This is a genomic window from Pseudooceanicola aquaeponti, assembly GCF_050897975.1.
GTDB lineage: Bacteria > Pseudomonadota > Alphaproteobacteria > Rhodobacterales > Rhodobacteraceae > Pseudooceanicola.
In genome coordinates this window covers 211,930-227,680 of the sequence record NZ_JBPAXY010000003.1, presented here as the reverse complement: position 1 = coordinate 227,680, position 15,751 = coordinate 211,930, and the positions used below count along the sequence as shown (strand labels likewise).

The window sequence follows — 15,751 nt, the reverse complement described above, 5'->3', positions numbered from 1 at the left end:
TGAAGCTCCGCCCTATAAGGCCAGGCGCGGCACAAGTATATGGGGAAAGCGCGGAAAAACCGCCTTTTCTGCCGCGACGCTGCGGGAAAAGGGTCCGATCCGGCGATTTTCGGCGGCCTGGTGCCCGACAGCGGGGCGCGATGCGATGCGCCCCGGCCCGGACCCCCGCCGGATCAGAACCCGCTGAGGGTCGGCAGCCAGGTGGACAGGATCGGCACGAAGGTAATCAGCAGCAGCGCCCCGAAAAGCGCCACGAAGAAGGGCGGCATTTCGCGGATCAGCGCCGAGGGCTTCAGCTTGACCGTCGAGGAGACCACGAAGATCAGGCTGCCCACGGGCGGCGTGGTCAGACCCAGGGTCAGGTTGACGATCACGATGATCGCGAAGTGATCGGCGTCGATCCCAAGGGCCAGCGCAATCGGGGCCAGGATCGGCACCAGGATCATCACGCCGGGCAGCGGATCCATGAACAGGCCGAAGACCAGCAGCAGCAGGTTGACGGCCAGCAGGAAGACGATGGGCGACAGGTCCCAGCTGATGATCGTCTCGGCCAGGAACTGCGGAATGCCCTCGATGATCAGGATCCAGGCGAAGGCGCGCGCCGCGCCCAGGATCAGCAGCACGGCGGTGGCGGTCAGCGCCGCGCGCAGCACGATCTGCGGCAGATCCCGCAGCTTCAGCGAGCGGTAGACGAACATGCCCACGATCAGCGCGTAGAAGACCGCGATCACCGAGGCCTCGGTGGGGGTGAAGACGCCAAAGCGGATGCCGCCGACGATCAGCACGATCAGCAGCAGCGCCGGGATGGCATAGACGAAGATGCGGAAGATTTCCGACAGCGGCGGCATGGCCGCGCCGCTCATGTAGCCGCGCTTGTGGCTGACATAGCCATTGGCCAGCAGCACCATCAGGGTGATCAGCACCCCCGGCAGGACGCCCGCCATGAACAGCGAACCGACCGAGACGTTCTGATCCTGCATGGCGTAGATGATCATGGTGATCGAGGGCGGGATGATCGGCCCCACCACGGAACTGGCGATGGTCAGCGCGCCCGCATAGCTGCGGTCATAGCCGCCCTTTTCCATCATGCGGATCATCATCGAGCCGGGCCCCGCCGCATCGGCGAGCGCCGAGCCCGAGATGCCCGCGAACATGGCCGAGCTGACCACATTGGCATGGCCCAGACCGCCCTTCAGGTGGCCGACCAGAGATTGCGCCAGGCGCAGCAGCGCCATGGTCACGGCGCCGCCGGTCATGATCTCGGCCGCCAGGATGAAGAAGGGCACGGCCAGCAGCGGGAAACTGTCCAGCCCCGAGAACATCTCTTTCACAACCACCAGGTTGGGATAGGTCGATCCGAAGCTGAGGGCGACGAAAACGGCGATGGACATCGCGAAGGCCACCGGCAGGCCAAGCGCCAGCAGGATGAACAGCGCGGGAAAGAGGATCTCAGCCATTGGCGCCCCCGGGCAGGGAGGCATCGGCGGCCTCGTTGTCTTCGAGATGCTTGTAGGCGCCCGCGGTGATGAAGGGATGGGCGATCAGCAGCAGATGCAGGATCATCAGGCCAAAGCCCACGGGCATGGCCGCATAGATGTACTTGAACGGCAGCCGCAGGGCGGGGGTCACCTGGTATTGCATCCGCTGGGCATATTGCAGCCCCACCCAGACCATGAAGCCGAAGAAGATCAGCAGGCCCAGCACCAGCAGGGCGCGCAGGATCTTCTGGCCCATCTGGGGCAAGGCGTCCTGGAGGTTGGTGATCGCCACATGGCCGCCGGTGCGCAGCACCAGCCCGGCGCCACTGAAGGTCATCCAGATCATCAGATACCGCGCCGCCTCGTCCGCCCAGGGCAGCGAATGCCCCGTCAGGTAGCGCAGCGAGATATTGCCGCCGACGATCAGCGTCATCGCGCTTAGCATCAGGATCAGCGCCCAGCCGTTCAGCGCGACGAATAGATGTTCCAGCTTCTTCACAGGGGGGCCTCGGGCAGATGTGCCGGCGCCCCGAAAGGCGCCGGCGATCAGGGTTATTCGAAGTTCACGATCGAATCGACCAGGTCCTGGCCGTAGGTCTCGTAATAGCCTTCGTAGGCGCTCTTGATCGAAGCCTGGAACGCGGCCTTCTCTTCGGCCGACAGTTCGTTGACTTCCATGCCGCGCTCTTTCAGCGTGGCAACGCCGGTGGTTTCCACGTCATCGACGAAGCCGCGCATGGCCGCTGCGGCCTCGGTGGCGGCCTTCTCGAAGGCGGCCTTCTGGTCATCGTCCAGACCTTCCCAGAAGGGTTTGGACACCAGCAGCATGGCGGGCGAATAGACGTGACCCGACAGGGTCAGGTACTTCTGCACTTCGTTCAGCTTCACCGAGACGATCACCGACAGCGGGTTTTCCTGACCGTCGATCACGCCCTGTTGCAGCGAGGAGATCACCTCGGGCCAGGCCATCGGGGTGGGCGCCGCGCCCATGGCGTTGAAGGCCGCCAGGTGCACCGGGTTTTCCATGGTGCGGATCTTCAGCCCGGCCACGTCTTCGGGGGTGTGGATCGGGTTGCGGTTGTTGGTGATGTGGCGGAAGCCCTGCTCGCCCCAGGCCAGACCGTGCAGGCCGACGTTGTCGAACTCGGCCAGGATTTCCTGACCGATCGGGCCGTCCAGCACGCTGCGCGCGTGGTCGAAGCCGTTGAACAGGAACGGAATGTCGAAGACGCCGGTGTCGGGCACGAAGTTGGCCAGGGTGCCCGAGGAAACGATGGTCGCCTCGATGGTGCCCAGTTGCAGGCCCTCGATCACCTCACGCTCGCCACCCAGACCCGAGGACGGGAAATGGGTAAAGCTGAACTGGTCGCCGGTCTCGGCCAGCACCACCTCTTCGAAGGTCTTGGCGGCAACGCCATAGTGGCTGTCTTCCGCCAGGGCGTAGCCGATCTTCACCTCGGTCTGAGCCGCCGCCGGCAGGGCGAAGGCAACAAGGGCGCTGGAGGCAAGCAGCGCGCGGGTCACGATGGTCATTGGGTATCCTCCCTTAGAACTCAGCCCTGCGGCGCCTGAAAAAGCGCCGCAGATCCGACAGGATACGTACCACAACGGACGGCAGGGAAAACCCCGTGGCTTAGCTTTTCGGCAACTTTCGAAAGAATTTTACCAGCTCCGGGACATAGGCTTGCGCGTGACCGGCCTCGACCGTTGCGGAAAGTGCCGAAGAGATACCATCGGCGATGGTCTGCTGGGCGCCTGCGGCCTCGGACATGGCGCGGTAATAGTCGATGTCCTTCTGCGCGTTGGCCACCGCGAAAGGCAGCGCGTCGCGGTTGCCTTCGGTGATATAGGGTGCCAGCCGGTCCAGCGCCGCCGAGGCGCCGCCGCCATTGGCCAGCACATCGACGAAGGCCTGCGGGTCGACCCCCGCATCCGCCGCCTGGGCCGCGGCCTCGGCCAGCAGGGTCATGAAACCGACCGAGACGTAGTTGTGCAGCAGCTTCATCCGGTGGCCGTGGCCCAGGGGGCCCACATGATCCACCGCCTCGGTGAAGGAGACCAGCACCGGACGGACCTGTTCCAGCACCTCGGCCTCGCCGCCGACCAGCAGGTTGAGGGTGCCCGCATGGGCATGGACGGCGGTGCGGGTCATAGGCGCGTCCAGGTAATGGCCCCCGGCGGCGGCCACGATCTCGCCCATGCGCTGCGTCGACTCGGGCAGCGCGGTCGAGCAGTCGACCACCACCGCGCCGGGTTTCAGCGCCGAGGCCAGGCCGGTCTCGCCGGTGACGATGGCCTCGACCTGGGGCGAGCCGGTGACGCAGAGGATCACCACATCCGACACCGCCGCCACCTCGGCGGGGGTGGCGCAGGGGGTGGCGCCCAGGCCGGTGATCTCATCCACCGGCTGGTTGCCGGGATGGTCCAGGAAGCTCAGTTGAAAGCCGCCGCGCCCCAGGACGTTGCGGGCGATGCCATGGCCCATGAGGCCGACGCCGATGATACCGACATGCATGTGATTTCTCCTCGTTCGGGCGCGGGACCTTGAGGCCCGGCGCGGGCGGGACGCACAGCCCTTGGCGCGCGTCCCGTCGATGCTTGGACGGCAGGGCACCCGCCCTGCCCCGACCTGGTTTCCGGGCGCGGGGCGCCCGGGCGGCGATCAGTCCGCGTTGATCCAGATCGCCTTGGTGTCCAGGTATTCCTCGACGTGCTGGCTGCCGCCCTCGCGGCCATAGCCCGACATCTTCATGCCGCCGAAGGGCACGGCGGGGTCGATGGCGTGGTACATGTTCACCCAGACCGAGCCCGCCTTCAGGCGATGCGCGAGCTTGTGCGCGGTGCCAAGGTGGGTCGAGAAGACCCCGGCGGCCAGGCCGTAAGGCGTGGCGTTGGCACGTTCGACCACCTCGTCCAGCGTGTCGAAGGGCATCGCCGAGATGACGGGGCCGAAGATTTCCTCGCGCGCGATGGTCATCTCGTCGGTGACGCCGCCAAAGACGGTCGGGTGGAAGAAGTGACCGCCCGCGAACTTCTCGCCCTCGACCCGGGCGCCGCCGGTCATCACCTGGGCGCCTTCATCGGGACCGACAGAGAGGAAGCCCGAGATCCGTTCCGCCTGGCGGGCCGAGATGATCGGGCCGATCTCGGTCCCCTCTTCGATGCCGTGGCCGATGCGCAGGTTGGCGGCGTATTCGGCGACGCGGCGGGTGAACTCGTCGTGGATCTCACGCGCCACGAAAAGCCGCGAACCGGCGATGCAGATCTGGCCCGAGTTGGCAAAGACGGCCATGGCGGCGACCGGCACGGCCTTCTCGATATCCGCGTCGCGGCAGACGATGACGGGCGACTTGCCGCCCAGTTCCAGCGAGACATGCTTCAGGTTGCCGGTGGCCGCGCGTGCAATCGCCTGGCCGGTGGCCGTCGAGCCGGTGAAGACGATCTTGTCGACGCCCGGGTGTTCGGCCAGGGCCGCGCCCGCGTCCGAGCCATAGCCCGTGACGATGTTCAGCACCCCATCGGGCAAGCCGCACTCCTGCATGATCCGAGCGATCATCAGCACGGTCAGCGAGGCCTCTTCCGAGGGTTTCAGCACAACGGTACAGCCCGTGGCGATGGCCGGGGCAATCTTCCAGATCGAGCCCGCGATCGGGGCGTTCCACGGGATGATCGCGCCCACGACACCCACAGGTTCGCGCACGGTCTGGGAATAGATCTCGCCCGGGAAGGAATTGGGGATGGTCTGGCCGTGGATCGACACCGCCTGCCCCGCGTAGAAGCGCAGCATCCCCAGCACCCGGCGGCTGTTGCCCAGGGTCCGTTGCAGCGGCATCCCCATGTCCAGCGTGTCCGACAGGCAGAGGCTTTCCCACTCGGCCTCGAAACGCTCGGCGATCTTCAGCAGCAGGTTCTGACGCTCGAACGGGGTCCATTTGGCCCAGGGGCCCTCGAAGGCGCGGCGGGCGGCGGCGACGGCGGCGTCGATGTCGGCCTTGCTGCCCTTCGGCACGGTGGCCAGAAGCGTCCCATCGGCGGGGTTGCGGGCATCGAAGGTCTCGCCCGTCTGCGCCGCGACCCACTGGCCGTCGATGATCATCGGGCGGAACCCGCCGTCGTAAAGCGCCGCAGCCGCGGCTTTCCAGTCTTTCATCGTCTTTCCTTCCGTCTCGCGGCGCGCCCTTGCGGGGGCCGGGCGATCCCTATGCATAGGGACCGTCTTCGCGCCATGTCTAAGCAGAGCGGCGGCGGATTGACCAGAGCAAAGCGGACGGGCCTGTCGCCGCCCCCTGCCCCGCCGTCAACCGGCGGGGCGGCGGTCGGGAAGGGCCAGGGCCGGGTCAGCCGCGCGCGGCGCGCCAGGCGGCCAGGGCCTCGGGCTCGTCGGTCTGGAAGACGGTAACCCCCGCCGCCATCAGCGCGCCCCAGATCGCATCGGGATCTTCCAGCGCCGCCGCGTCGGTCAGCCCGCATTGGGCGACGGGCGTCAGCGTGTTGACCCACAGGGTCAGACCGGCCTCGGCAAAGGCCGCGCGGTTGTCGGCGATGGTGGCCAGGTCGTCGAACTCGGTCTCTACGACGCGGGCGCCGGTGCGGGCCAGCCGGGCGATGCGTTCGGCCACGATGTCGGCGGTGAAACGGGTCATCGGCATGACCATCACACCGTACTGCGCCTCCAGCGCCGCCAGGCGTTCGGCGTCGGCGTCGCTGTGCACAGGGATCTTGATATCGACGTAGTCCTGCATCCCGGCGGCAGCGATGGCGGCGCCTGCGGCCTCCATGTTCTGGGCGGGGGATTTCACGTCCACGTCCAGATAGATGCGCCCGTGGGCGGCCTCCAGCGCCTCTTGCAGGGTCGGGATGCGGTGCTCGGTCGGTGCCGCATCGCCCCGCCCGTCGCCCGCCCGCAGCGCCAGGGCGCTCAGCTCGGCCCAGGTCAGCGACTGCGCCTCGACCGCCAGGCCGGTCATCCGCGTCAGGGTCTCGTCATGCATCAGGAACAGCACGCCATCGGCGCTGCATTGCACGTCGATCTCGACCACCTCATAGCCCGCCTCGGCGGCGCGCAGGATCGAGGCGACGCTGTTTTCCGGCGCCAGGTGCCAGGCGCCCCGGTGGGCGATGATGGCCGGGCGCAGCGGCAGGTCGGAGACGAAATCACGATAGGTTTTCACGGGACTTAGCTTTCGATGGAGAGAAGGGAAACGGGCGGCGGATCAGCCCAGGGTGACCCAGAGGGGCCAGTGGTCCGAGCCGGTGGCGGCACTGTCGATCCGGGCGGTGCGCACCTGCGGCGCCAGATCCGGGGTCAGCAGGCAATGGTCGATGCGAGTGCCGCCCTTTGGCGAGGTGGCACCCGCCGCCTCGGGCTGACCGGCGGCGACCCAGGCATCGACCAGCCCGTCGCGCGGGCAAAGGCGGCCATGACGCGGCACCACGGGGCCGACCAGGGCGGCATATTCGGCGCTGTCATGGGTAAAATTCAGATCGCCCATCAGGATGGCGGCGCCAGGCATCGGCGGCTCGGCCTCCTCGATCCAGCCGCTGGCGGGATCGGGATGACCCCCGCACCAGGCGCCGCCCTCGGCGGGCGCCCGGGCCAGGATGGCGCGGATTGCCTCGACCTGCGGCAGACGCGTCGCCATACCCAGGTGGCTAAGGTGGGCGGAATAGAACCGGATGGGGCCAAGGGGCGTGGCAATCACCGCCTCCAGCATCCCCTGCTGGATCGAGTGGTGCCGCCGGTCGCCCCATTTCGGCAACAGGTGGTTGCGGCTAGACAGGATCGGCCAACGCGACAGGATCATCGTGCCAAACTGCTTGCGGCGAGAGATGACGCGGGCGCCGTCCTCGAAACTCGCATCCATATCGAGGTTGGCCCCATAGACCCAGTGGTGGCGCGGCAGCGCCCGGGCCAGCACCTCGGGGCCGTCCACCATGCCAGAGCGGCGCCAGAAGCGGTCAACCTCTTGCAGGGCGATCACATCGGCGCCCGCGACCTCGGCGGCGATGCGGCCCAGGTCATAGCGGTCATCGGCGCCCAGACCGTATTGGATGTTATAGGTGACAAGCTGCACGATCGGGGATCCTGAAAAGGGAACGCCGCCCACGCGCTACGGCGCGGGCGGCGTCGGGGGTCTTAGCGCTCCAGCGCGACGTGCTCGATGAAGGCCTGACGCAGTTCGGTGTTGAACGGGTTGGCGGGCGAGCTGACGGCGCGGGCGCGCATGTCGTTGGGGATCAGCGCGTGGCTGTCATCGGCGGCCGAGTTCATCGGCGCGGCCCCGAAGACCTCGTTGAACTTGGTCTGGGTTTCCGGGCTCGACACCCAGTTCATGAAGACCAGGGCGGCGGCGGGATGCGGCGCGTTGGCAGGGATGACGTTGACGTTGCCGCCACCGGTCATGCCGAACTCGGGGATGTAGAACTTGATGCGGTCCGACACTTCCTTCTCGCCTTGCAGCTTGAAGAGGTGATCTTCCCAGGCCGGCACCAGGGCGAATTCGCGGTTCGACAGACGGATCAGGCTGTCGGTGTTCGAGGCGGTGATGACGTAGCCGTCGGTATGCTCCAGGAAGAAATCCCAGGCCGGTTGCAGGGCGTCCATCTTGGCCTCGGTCACGTCACCGCTGGTGAAGTCGGCGTCGGTCAGGTTGCGGGCGACATGGGTGAAGAACGAGGGGCCCGAGCCGCCGTTTTCGTAGTTGAAGCCGAAGCGGCCCGGGTTGGCGTCCCAATAGGCGGCGAAGTCTTCGACGGACTGCGGCAGGTCGGCTTCGTCGATGGCTTCGGGGTCGTAGGCGATGCCGGTCTGGTTGCCCCAATAGGCCCAGGCATAGCCCAGACCGTCGAACCCGCCCACTTCGGTGGTCATGGTGGCGGCGTTCGGCAGCACCTCGGCCAGCGGGCCGGCCAGGGTGTCGAGGTTGAACAGCTCGATCCGGTCGGCGCCCATGGCCAGCAGGTCGACATCGCCGGTTTCGCGGCCCGTTTCGGCCAGAACCTTGTCGATGTTGCCCTCGTGGGTGCCCTCGGGGATCATCACGTCGATCCCGTATTCGGCGGTAAAGGCCTCGGCCAGTTCACGGTAGCGCGGCTGGAAGTACCAGACGAACCAGTTGACCGAGCCTTCTTCCTTGGCCTGGGCGACGATCTCGTCCCAGGATTTGGACATCAGGTCGTCCTGGGCCTGTGCGCCCGAGGCCAGGCCAATGGCGGTGGCGGCGATCAGAAGTTTGCGAAGCATCACGGGGTGTCCTTTCAGACGGTTTGTGCAGTGAGAAGTGACGGTGGCGGGGGTCATCCCTTGACGCCCGACTGGGCGGGATTGGCCGATTTCAGCAGCCGCTCGAGCCCGAGCATCAAAAGGACATTCGGGATCACCAGAACCAGGCTGACGACAGCGGCGTTCGGGCGGACGAAATTGTATCCAAGGTAGGAATAAAGGATCGACGGAATGGTCACGAAGTTGGGCGCGCCGACGATGAAGGCGACGGCGAATTCCTCGATCGACTGGATGAAGACGATGATCAGCGAGGCCAGGATCCCCGGCGCCAGGGCGGGCAGATAGGCCACCCGGACCCGCGCCCAGGGGCTGGCGCCCAGATCACGCGCCGCATCCACCAGGTCCATCCGCACATTGGCGAAAGAGACCGTCATCAGCCGGATCGCGTAGGGCAGGAACAGCACCGAATGGGCCAGCAGGATGGACAGAAAGCGCGAGTAGATCCCCAGCGAGAAGATCAGCGCCGAAAAGAAAATCGCCAGCACGAAGCCCGGGATCACCAGCGGCAGCAGGGTCAGCACCTGAAGCGCGCCCTTGCCGGGAAAATCGTAGCGGGCAAAGGCATAGGCCGTGGGCGAGGCCAGGATCAGCGTGGTCACCGCCACCGTGGGCGCCAGGATATAGGAATTGCGCAGCGCCATGGGCAGCGAGGTTGTGTTCCAGACCTCGATCCAGCGCGCGAAGGACAGCGCGGGCGGCAGCACGTCGGGATATTCCCAGCGCACCGACGGGTCCAGCAGCGACCACAGTATGGCCATGCCGAAGGGCACCACCAGCCAGATCACGCAGACCAGCAGCAGCAGACCGATCAGGATATTGGAAATACTCAGCATCCGGCGCAGCCGGGGGCGCGGGCCGCGCGCCGGGCGGGCGCCAGAGGGGGTATCGGAGGGGGTATCGGACAGGCTTACCATTTCAGACCCTTCAGGCTCAGACGGGCCAGTCCGGCCAGACCCAGGGCACCCACCAGTGCCAGGCCCATCAGAGAGACCCCGACCACGGCCGCCTGGTTCCAGCGTCCGAAGCTTGTTTTCAGGAAGACCATGTATTGCGCCATGGACTGGACGTTCGTCGGCCCCGCGGTGACCTGGAAGGCAAAGTCGCCGGCCGCGCCGATGAAGATGATGATCAGCGCCGCCTGCATGGCCTGCACGGTCAGCGGCGCAATCACCTTGCGAAAGCGCGCCAGCGGCCCGGCGCCCAGATCCCGGGCGGCGTCGATCACCTCGTCCGAGATCCCCTGCACCGCCCCGCTGAGCAGCAAAAGCGCCATCGGCATGTTCTTCCACAGTTGCAGGAAGATGACGCCATAGCCGTCCCGGTCGTTCTGGAACCGGATCGGCGCCTCGGTCAGGCCGGTCCACATCAGGAACTGGTTCAGCACCCCGTGATAGGCGATCACGTTCAGAAAGAGGAAGGCCGCCACCAGCCCCGGCACGAAAAGCGGCGCCTTCAGCACCGAGCCCACCACCAGCGAGCCCCGGAAGGGTTTGCGCAGCCAGATGGCCAGCGGATAGGCCAGCACGATGGAGCCAAGCGCGCTGGTGATGGCGATATAGGCCGAATAACCCAGCGAGCGGCCAAACTGTTTCGAGCCCAGCACGTCGCGCCAGTGCTCCAGCGAGAAGCCGCTTTCGCCCGACAGGTTGTAGTAGCCAAAGCTTTGCGCCACGGCGATGTAGAAGACCGAGCCGATCATGATCAGGATCAGCCCCAGCCCCGGCGTCAAGAGCGCCAGCAGGGTCAGATTGCGGCGCCAGGTCATGCCAGCGCCCCACGCACAAAGCGGATCCGCTCGGGCGGCAGGCGGAAGGTGACCTCGGCCCCCTCGGCGGGTGCAGCCCCCGCCACATGCAGCCGTTGCAGGCCCAGATGGGCCTCATCGGCGGCGGCCACGTGCAGCTCGGTATGGGCGCCCTGATAGGCGCGGTCGCGTACCACGCCGCGGATCAGGTTCTCGGCCTCAGTGGGTCCGCTGATCAGCTCCACATCCTCGGGGCGCCAGCAGATGAAACTGGCCTCGGGCGCGGGTGGCACCTCGGCCTGCAACACGCCCAGGGGGGTGCGCACCCGGCCCTGGCCCAGATCCTCGAAGGGCACCAGATTGGCGGCGCCGATGAAGTCGGCGACGAAGGCGGTTTCGGGGCGGGCGTAGATCTCTTCCGGGCTGCCGATCTGATCGACCCGGCCGCCCTGCATCACCACCACCCGGTCCGACATGGCCAGGGCCTCGGACTGGTCATGGGTCACGTAGATGGCGGTAAAGCCGATCTCCTTTTGCAGTGCGCGGATCTCGCGCCGGACCTGGTCGCGCAGCTTGGCGTCGAGGTTCGACAGCGGCTCGTCGAACAGCACCACCGCCGGGCGCATGGCCAGCGCCCGGGCCAGGGCGACACGCTGCTGCTGGCCACCCGACAGCCGATTGGGCAGCTTGTCGCGGTGCGCCTCCAGGTCGACCTGGCGCAAGAGGCCTTCCAGGCGCGCGCGGCGCTCGGCCTTGGGCACGCCGGCCTGGCGGGGGCCGAAGTCGATGTTCTCGGCCACGCTGAGGTGCGGAAACAGCGCGTAGGACTGAAAGCACATGGCGGTGTCGCGCTTTTCGGGGGGGGCGGCGGTCACATCGGCGCCGCCGATCTCGATCGTGCCGGTGGTCGCGTCGTAAAAGCCCGCCAGGGTCTTCAGCAGCGTGGTCTTGCCACAGCCCGAGGGCCCCAGAAGGGTGACGAATTCGCCGGGCTCGACCACCAGGTCAATGTCGCTGAGGGCCCGAAACCCGTCTTCGAAGACCTTGCTGATCCCCTTGGCTGCCAGTGACGCCATTTTCTCCGCTTTCCTGTCCCGGAACCGGCTTCCCAGACGGGGCGATTCCAATTAAGTTCACGGCGTAAATAAAATTGACGGGTAACCGGTCAGTGACATCAACACGAAAGATTTGTGACCCCGGCTCGATGGCCGCGCTGGCCGATCTGACCGCGTCGGAACGGGCCATCCTGTCGCTGTTGCGCCGCCGCCCCGGGGCCAGCCGGGCCGAGATCGCGGCCGAGCTGGGCCTGTCGCCCGCCCTGTTGACCAAGGCCGTGGCCACCTTTCTGGAGGCCGGGCTGGTGGAAGAGGAACGCGCCCGCACGCCGCGCGGCCGGGGCCAGCCCGCGCGCCACCTGCGCCTGCGGGCGGGTCAGGTGGCGGGTTTCGGCGTCAGCCTCTCGACCCGGGGGATCACCGTCGCCGCCCAGGATCTGACCGGCGCCGCCCTGGCCCGGCGCTGGCTGCCGGTCCCGGCCACCGAGACCGACGCCGCCCTGGCCGCCACCTGCGCCGCCCTGGACGAGATGCGCGCCCTGACCCGCAGCGCCGCGGGCATCGGGGTCTGGCTGCCCGCGCTTCAGGATCTGTCGGGCGCGGTGGTCGAGGTGACCCCCTCGCAACGCGCCATCGACCATGCCGCCTTCTGCGACCGGCTGACCCGACAGTTCGACGCCCCGCTGTGGCTGGAATCCAGGGCCTCGGCCTATCACGAGGCGCTGCAACCGGGCGAGGAAGAGCGGATCGTCTACATGCTCTACCTCGACTATGGCATCGGCGGCAGCCTGATCGACCAGCTGCGCCTTTATCGCGGCAGCTTCGGCGAGGCCTCGAATATCGGCGCCATGATGCCCGACGCGGGGCCGCGCCCCTCGTTGCCCGATCTGACCGCCTATCTGGGTCTGGCCCCGGAAGGGCTGAGCGACGATCTGTTGCAAGAGCTGGGCCGGGCGCCCACCCCGGCCCTCACGCGCTGGATCGAAAGCCGGGGCGCGACGCTGTCGCTGCCCCTGTCGACGGTGGTGCATCTGCTGAACCCGGCGGTGATCATCCTCGGCGGTCTGTTCCCGCGCCCGATCCTGGAAGGGCTGGCGCGGCAGGTGCGGCTGGATCTGCTGGATCACCCCGGGCGCCGCCCGCTGACCAAGCCCGAGCTGCGCGTGGCCCAGGCCTGCGGCCCGGGCGCCATGGGGGTGGCCGCCGCCTCGGTGCCGCTGGTGCACCGCCTGGCGCCGTCGCGCCGCAACCGCCAGTGGATCGTCCACTAGGCCCGCGCAGGGGCCCGGGCCCCACAGTTTGCAAAGCGCGTGATCGCTTTGGTTTGCAAATTCACCGCCCCGCCCCCTGTGGGCCGTCAAACCGTTGAAACACGAGGCATCCATGCTAGGTCGGAAAGGACCGACCGGGCGACGCGCGCGCAGGCGCCCCGCCCTTCGCAGCCATGGGACAGCAGATGCGTTTTCAGATCGACCTCGACCTGCACTATCAGTTCGACCAGGCCAACACCGTCTTCCTGGCGGTCGAGGCCGCCTATTGCCCGGGCCAATATGTCGAAAGCGAAGAGATGCAGATCGACCGCGCCGAGCTGAGCCGGATTGCCGGCGATGACGGGCTGGGGCAGCGGATCTGGGCCCAGGTGCCCGCGGGCGAGATGATGCTGCGCTATCGCGCCACGCTGGACGTCACCCGCCCCAACCTGGCGCTGGAGGGGATGGCGGCGGCGCCCCTGCACCAGATCCCCGGCCCCGTCGCCCCCTATCTGCGCCCCTCGCGCTATTGCCAGTCGGACAAGTTCGGCGCCTTCGTCGGCAACCAGTGGGGCCATCTGGCGGGCGGCACCAAGGTGGCGGCGATCCGTCAGTGGATCCAGGACGAGCTGTCCTATGTGCCCGGCAGTTCCGACAGCGACACCCATGTGCTGGAGACTTTCGCCAGCCGTCAGGGGGTCTGTCGCGACTATGCCCATATGATGTGTACCATGGTGCGGGCCGCCGGGATCCCGGCGCGCATGGTCGCGGTCTACAGCCCCTTTGTCACCCCGCAGGATTTCCATGCGGTGGCCGAGGTCTGGCTGGACGGCGCCTGGCATCTGGTCGATGCCACCGGCATGTGCCTACCCGCCGACATGGCAGTGATCGCCGTCGGGCGCGACGCCTATGACGTGGCCTTCATGGACAGCCAGGCCCCGGCCCGGATGCTGGGGCAATCGGTGCAGGTCAGCCTGCTGTAGCGCGCCGCCCCTCGACCCGTCGCACCCCGCAACAAGAAACCCGCAACAAGAAAGGGGTGCCGCATGGCACCCCTTTCCCCGTCCCCTGACGAAGGCCAACCTTTCAGCTGGCCACACAGACCGGCGCGTTCGGGCCGCGCCGGTCGGACCGTCTCAGGCGGCGCAAAGCACCCCACCCGAGACGGCATCCGCATCCGCAAGCACCGCCACACCGCCGCGCCGCCGCAGGGCGGTACGGGCCGCCACGACGCCGCTGTCGCGCAGGACCGCTTCGGCACATCCGGCCTCGGCACCGGCCAGTTGTGCCATCGCGGCATCCACCGCGTCAGTCAGCGATTGCAGCGAAGCGGGGCGACGGGTGGACAGGGTCTTGCGCATGGGTGGGGTCCTTTGCGTGATCAGGGGGGCGGCGGCGACCCGGCTCTCTCTCGGGTACCGCCCTGTTACCAATCTTTTACAGGGCCGAACGCCTGTATGCAGGCACACAACCGGACAAATCCGCGCCCTTCTGGATAGCCCCCTATCCCTTCGGATAGGTCCCCCTCGCCCGGTGTCCCGCCCTGCCCCGGGACATGCAACCACAGCGATAAAGCCCGCAATCCGACACCCGCGCGGCCGGGGCCGCCCGGGCGACTCGGGTGCCTGCCCGCCCCGCCGTGCAGCGCGGGCGCGCGGGCCTGCCCGTCGGACGGGCAGCGGATGCGCGTTCTCCGCCTGTGCTGCGGCGCAGCGCTTGACCCCACCCCGCCGCCCATGGTCTTTGACCGGCGAAGCGGGCGCCGCGCCCACGCCCCCGGCCCCGGCCCCGGCCCTGCCCGAGAAGGACATCAGCCCCGTGATCAGACGGCTTTACGACTGGACCATCCGCATGGCGGATCACCCGCAGGCGCTTTGGGTCCTGGCCCTTGTCTCTTTCGCCGAAAGCTCGGTCTTTCCGATCCCGCCGGACCTGCTGATGATCCCGATGATCCTGGCCCGCCCCTCGCGCGCCTTCATCGTCGCCGCCGTGGCCATGGCGGCCTCGGTCGCGGGGGGGATGCTGGGCTATGCCATCGGCGCTTTCGCCTTCGACAGCATCGGCCAGCCGATCCTGGAAAGCATGGGCAAGGCCGACGCCATGGAGGAGTTCAACGCCACCTTCAACGGCGCGGGCTTCTGGGCCGTGCTGGGGGCGGGCGTCACCCCCTTCCCCTACAAGGTGATCACCATCATGTCGGGCTGGACGGGAATGCCGCTGACCACATTCGTGGTGACCTCGATCGTGGCGCGCGGCCTGCGCTTTTTCATCGTGGCGGGTCTATTGTGGAAATTCGGGTCACCCGTTCGTGACTTCATCGAACGCCGCCTCGGCCTTGTCTTCACCGCGTTTTTCGTCATCCTGATCGGCGGTTTCCTGCTGGTGAAGTACCTATGACATTCAAGATGAAAAGCGCCCTTGCCGGGGCCGGATCCGCCGCCCTGCTGCTTGGGGCCTGGGGCTCGCAATTTATCGGCGGGCTGGCGCCCTGCCACCTGTGCCTGGTGCAGCGCTGGCCCCATGCCATCGCGGTGCTGATCGCGCTGGCCGCCGTGGCCACCGGCCAGCGCGCTCTGGCCCTGCTGGGCGCCCTGGCCGCCGTGGCCACCGCCGTGGTGGGGATCTACCACACCGGGGTCGAGCGTGACATCTTCGAGGGGCCGACCACCTGCACCTCGGGCAGCGCGGGCGCGCTGACCCCCGACCAGATGTTCGATCAGATCATGAATGCCCCGCTGATCCGCTGCGACGAGGTGGCCTTCGAGTTCCTGTCGCTGTCCATGGCCAGCTGGAACGCGATCCTGTCGCTGGTCCTGGTCGGTGTCTGGCTCTGGGCCTGGCGGCGCGGCTGAGCAGCAGGGGCGCCGGGCAGCGCCCGGATGCCCCGCCCATGCGGTACTGGCTAACAGAAGAACGGATCTCGGCATGAACGGGACTGAGCG

The 15,751-nt window shown here is 67.5% G+C and carries 16 protein-coding genes; 4 read left to right on the top strand and 12 right to left on the bottom strand.

What is annotated here, in order from left to right; genetic code table 11:
• Nucleotides 1–173 precede the first annotated feature (173 nt).
• The 11 genes from ACRARE_RS07810 to ACRARE_RS07760 form a co-directional block, all read right to left on the bottom strand.
• Nucleotides 174–1,457: a TRAP transporter large permease gene (locus ACRARE_RS07810; RefSeq protein ID WP_432655867.1), complete on the bottom strand. Its 1,284-nt coding sequence runs from the start codon at nucleotides 1,455–1,457 to the stop codon at nucleotides 174–176.
• The gene (locus tag ACRARE_RS07805; protein ID WP_432655866.1) at nucleotides 1,450–1,977 is read right to left on the bottom strand and encodes a TRAP transporter small permease; all 528 of its coding nucleotides are present in this window, start codon (nucleotides 1,975–1,977) and stop codon (nucleotides 1,450–1,452) included. Before ACRARE_RS07805 ends, ACRARE_RS07810 begins: the two co-directional genes overlap by 8 nt.
• A gap of 53 nt (nucleotides 1,978–2,030) precedes the next feature.
• On the bottom strand, nucleotides 2,031–3,011 hold the full coding sequence (locus ACRARE_RS07800; RefSeq protein WP_432655865.1) for a TRAP transporter substrate-binding protein: 981 nt from the start codon (nucleotides 3,009–3,011) through the stop codon (nucleotides 2,031–2,033).
• Nucleotides 3,012–3,111: 100 nt separating this feature from the next.
• Nucleotides 3,112–4,092 (bottom strand): NAD(P)-dependent oxidoreductase, encoded by a 981-nt coding sequence (locus ACRARE_RS07795; protein ID WP_432655864.1) that lies wholly within the window; start codon nucleotides 4,090–4,092, stop codon nucleotides 3,112–3,114.
• A gap of 48 nt (nucleotides 4,093–4,140) precedes the next feature.
• Nucleotides 4,141–5,628, bottom strand: a complete 1,488-nt coding sequence (locus ACRARE_RS07790) for an aldehyde dehydrogenase family protein (RefSeq protein ID WP_432655863.1) — start codon at nucleotides 5,626–5,628, stop codon at nucleotides 4,141–4,143.
• 187 nt (nucleotides 5,629–5,815) lie between these two features.
• Nucleotides 5,816–6,649 (bottom strand): glycerophosphodiester phosphodiesterase family protein, encoded by an 834-nt coding sequence (locus ACRARE_RS07785; protein ID WP_432655862.1) that lies wholly within the window; start codon nucleotides 6,647–6,649, stop codon nucleotides 5,816–5,818.
• Between the two features lie 42 nt (nucleotides 6,650–6,691).
• On the bottom strand, nucleotides 6,692–7,552 hold the full coding sequence (locus ACRARE_RS07780) for an endonuclease/exonuclease/phosphatase family protein (protein WP_432655861.1): 861 nt from the start codon (nucleotides 7,550–7,552) through the stop codon (nucleotides 6,692–6,694).
• Nucleotides 7,553–7,614: 62 nt separating this feature from the next.
• Nucleotides 7,615–8,721, bottom strand: a complete 1,107-nt coding sequence (locus tag ACRARE_RS07775; protein ID WP_432655860.1) for an extracellular solute-binding protein — start codon at nucleotides 8,719–8,721, stop codon at nucleotides 7,615–7,617.
• A gap of 53 nt (nucleotides 8,722–8,774) precedes the next feature.
• Entirely contained in the window at nucleotides 8,775–9,674 is a 900-nt protein-coding gene (locus tag ACRARE_RS07770) for an ABC transporter permease (protein WP_432655859.1), read from the bottom strand.
• The gene (locus ACRARE_RS07765; RefSeq protein ID WP_432655858.1) at nucleotides 9,668–10,525 is read right to left on the bottom strand and encodes an ABC transporter permease; all 858 of its coding nucleotides are present in this window, start codon (nucleotides 10,523–10,525) and stop codon (nucleotides 9,668–9,670) included. Before ACRARE_RS07765 ends, ACRARE_RS07770 begins: the two co-directional genes overlap by 7 nt.
• Nucleotides 10,522–11,580: an ABC transporter ATP-binding protein gene (locus ACRARE_RS07760; protein ID WP_432655857.1), complete on the bottom strand. Its 1,059-nt coding sequence runs from the start codon at nucleotides 11,578–11,580 to the stop codon at nucleotides 10,522–10,524. Before ACRARE_RS07760 ends, ACRARE_RS07765 begins: the two co-directional genes overlap by 4 nt.
• A 92-nt stretch (nucleotides 11,581–11,672) precedes the next feature.
• Here ACRARE_RS07760 and ACRARE_RS07755 point away from each other — a divergent pair, with 92 nt between their 5' ends.
• Entirely contained in the window at nucleotides 11,673–12,830 is a 1,158-nt protein-coding gene (locus tag ACRARE_RS07755) for an ROK family protein (RefSeq protein WP_432655856.1), read from the top strand.
• Between the two features lie 185 nt (nucleotides 12,831–13,015).
• Entirely contained in the window at nucleotides 13,016–13,792 is a 777-nt protein-coding gene (locus ACRARE_RS07750; protein ID WP_432655855.1) for a transglutaminase-like domain-containing protein, read from the top strand.
• A 153-nt stretch (nucleotides 13,793–13,945) separates the two neighbouring features.
• Here the strand turns inward: ACRARE_RS07750 and ACRARE_RS07745 are convergent, their stop codons facing one another.
• The gene (locus ACRARE_RS07745; protein ID WP_432655854.1) at nucleotides 13,946–14,170 is read right to left on the bottom strand and encodes a hypothetical protein; all 225 of its coding nucleotides are present in this window, start codon (nucleotides 14,168–14,170) and stop codon (nucleotides 13,946–13,948) included.
• Between the two features lie 457 nt (nucleotides 14,171–14,627).
• Here ACRARE_RS07745 and ACRARE_RS07740 point away from each other — a divergent pair, with 457 nt between their 5' ends.
• Together ACRARE_RS07740 and ACRARE_RS07735 are read left to right on the top strand one after the other, a co-directional pair.
• A complete protein-coding gene (locus ACRARE_RS07740; RefSeq protein ID WP_432655853.1) occupies nucleotides 14,628–15,206 on the top strand; it encodes a YqaA family protein in 579 nt (192 codons plus the stop codon).
• An 8-nt stretch (nucleotides 15,207–15,214) separates the two neighbouring features.
• Nucleotides 15,215–15,661, top strand: a complete 447-nt coding sequence (locus ACRARE_RS07735) for a disulfide bond formation protein B (RefSeq protein ID WP_432655852.1) — start codon at nucleotides 15,215–15,217, stop codon at nucleotides 15,659–15,661.
• Nucleotides 15,662–15,751: the final 90 nt, after the last annotated feature.

What these genes read in the sequence shown, in the direction of transcription:
- ACRARE_RS07735 (WP_432655852.1), top strand. Translation starts at nt 15,215, where the DNA reads ATGAAAAGCGCCCTTGCCGGGGCCGGATCCGCCGCCCTGCTGCTTGGG.
- ACRARE_RS07770 (WP_432655859.1), bottom strand. Translation starts at nt 9,674, where the DNA reads ATGGTAAGCCTGTCCGATACCCCCTCCGATACCCCCTCTGGCGCCCGC.
- ACRARE_RS07760 (WP_432655857.1), bottom strand. Translation starts at nt 11,580, where the DNA reads ATGGCGTCACTGGCAGCCAAGGGGATCAGCAAGGTCTTCGAAGACGGG.
- ACRARE_RS07800 (WP_432655865.1), bottom strand. Translation starts at nt 3,011, where the DNA reads ATGACCATCGTGACCCGCGCGCTGCTTGCCTCCAGCGCCCTTGTTGCC.
- ACRARE_RS07745 (WP_432655854.1), bottom strand. Translation starts at nt 14,170, where the DNA reads ATGCGCAAGACCCTGTCCACCCGTCGCCCCGCTTCGCTGCAATCGCTG.
- ACRARE_RS07765 (WP_432655858.1), bottom strand. Translation starts at nt 10,525, where the DNA reads ATGACCTGGCGCCGCAATCTGACCCTGCTGGCGCTCTTGACGCCGGGG.
- ACRARE_RS07775 (WP_432655860.1), bottom strand. Translation starts at nt 8,721, where the DNA reads ATGCTTCGCAAACTTCTGATCGCCGCCACCGCCATTGGCCTGGCCTCG.
- ACRARE_RS07790 (WP_432655863.1), bottom strand. Translation starts at nt 5,628, where the DNA reads ATGAAAGACTGGAAAGCCGCGGCTGCGGCGCTTTACGACGGCGGGTTC.
- ACRARE_RS07810 (WP_432655867.1), bottom strand. Translation starts at nt 1,457, where the DNA reads ATGGCTGAGATCCTCTTTCCCGCGCTGTTCATCCTGCTGGCGCTTGGC.
- ACRARE_RS07750 (WP_432655855.1), top strand. Translation starts at nt 13,016, where the DNA reads ATGCGTTTTCAGATCGACCTCGACCTGCACTATCAGTTCGACCAGGCC.